This is a genomic window from Luteibacter sp. P4_D7_3 (genome assembly GCF_056401735.1).
Genome location: NZ_JBFUIT010000580.1, coordinates 1 through 1236, shown reverse-complemented (window position 1 = coordinate 1236; position 1236 = coordinate 1). Strand labels below are relative to the sequence as shown.

Below are 1236 nucleotides of genomic sequence, written 5' to 3'. Positions count from 1 at the left end.
ATTCTCGAGACTGTAGGACGAGAAGCTCCATTGTGCCGAGCGCACCGCTTCGATGCCGTCGATCACCAGACGTCCCGCCATGGGGGCGAAAAGGAAACCTTCCCGCCGCGAATGACCCCGCCACTCGATCGCTTGTGCACCGCGCCCCAGTAACAGAGGAATGCCGTACTTATCCGCGTGCGACTGAAGCAGGCGCAGATCGAACTGCACGAGGCTCCAGCCGATGACGGCGTCCGGATCGTGTTCGGCAAACCAGGCATTCAGCCGGTGGATGATCTGCGCGGGATCGGTGACGTACTCGAGATCGAAGTCGTCAGGCGGCGCAGCGTCCGCCGCGGGCTCGCCCAGCATGACCACCTGCCGCTGTCCGCAACCCTCCAGGGCGAGGGAGTAGAGGTCGCCCTCGGCGCTGGTCTCGATGTCGAGCGATACCACGCGTAACGATGGCCGGTAGTCGGCGACGGGCCTGAGTTTCGGATCCAGGATGGCGTCGCCCTCTTCCACACCGCCCTCCACGCTGACCGCGGCGGTGATGAAGCGCTCCATCATGTAGCGCTCGGGCGGGCGTATATCGGCTTCGTACAGCGGAACACCCCGCTCCTTCAGCCGTTTCTCCAGCAACATCATCTGCCGGTGACTGCGGGCATACAGGCCCAGCACCGGCTCCTGCTTAAAGGTTTTCAGCGGTAGTGGACGTATCTCCACCGAGGCCACCCTGCGCGCGACGCCATCGATGTCCGCCTGCTGCGACGCCCTGGCGAAGGCGACCGACTGCTGCGCCGTCATCACGACCCGTTTCGGCCCCTCGTCGGTGGCCAGCCAGAACTCGACATCGGTGCCGTGCCCCGTGTCCCGCCAATGGCGGGTAAGGATGAAACCCTGTCGGGTCGGGGAGGTCACTGCGGGATCCTGTCGATAGYTGCGAGGCCGCTGCCAGGGGTGAATTGTGCCATTCCTTCGAGGGAATAAGTCCTATTCCCCCGGCGCCACTACTCGCGTGGCGCGAGTGCCCCACTTCGTATTTCACCATCCCATCGTTTCATCCATCGAGGCTTCACATCATGAGCAAACTCACAGGCAAGGTCGCGGTCGTTACCGGCGCATCCAAGGGTATCGGCGCCGAGATCGCCAAGTCGCTGGCCGCCGAAGGCGCGTCGGTCGTCGTCAACTACGCGTCGAGCAAGGCCGGCGCGGATGCCGTTGTCGACGCCATCACCAAGGCGGGCGGCAAGGCTG

General features: G+C 64.3%; 2 protein-coding genes. One reads left to right on the top strand and one right to left on the bottom strand.

Annotated elements, in window-relative coordinates:
• Nucleotides 1-900 (bottom strand): 3'-5' exonuclease (locus AC1DSN_RS22880; RefSeq protein ID WP_477333157.1); only part of this gene is annotated, 900 nt, incomplete at its 3' end.
• Between the two features lie 161 nt (nt 901-1061).
• On the opposite strand from AC1DSN_RS22880, the gene AC1DSN_RS22875 reads away from it, so the two are divergent.
• Nucleotides 1062-1236 (top strand): SDR family NAD(P)-dependent oxidoreductase (locus AC1DSN_RS22875; RefSeq protein WP_477333159.1); only part of this gene is annotated, 175 nt, incomplete at its 3' end.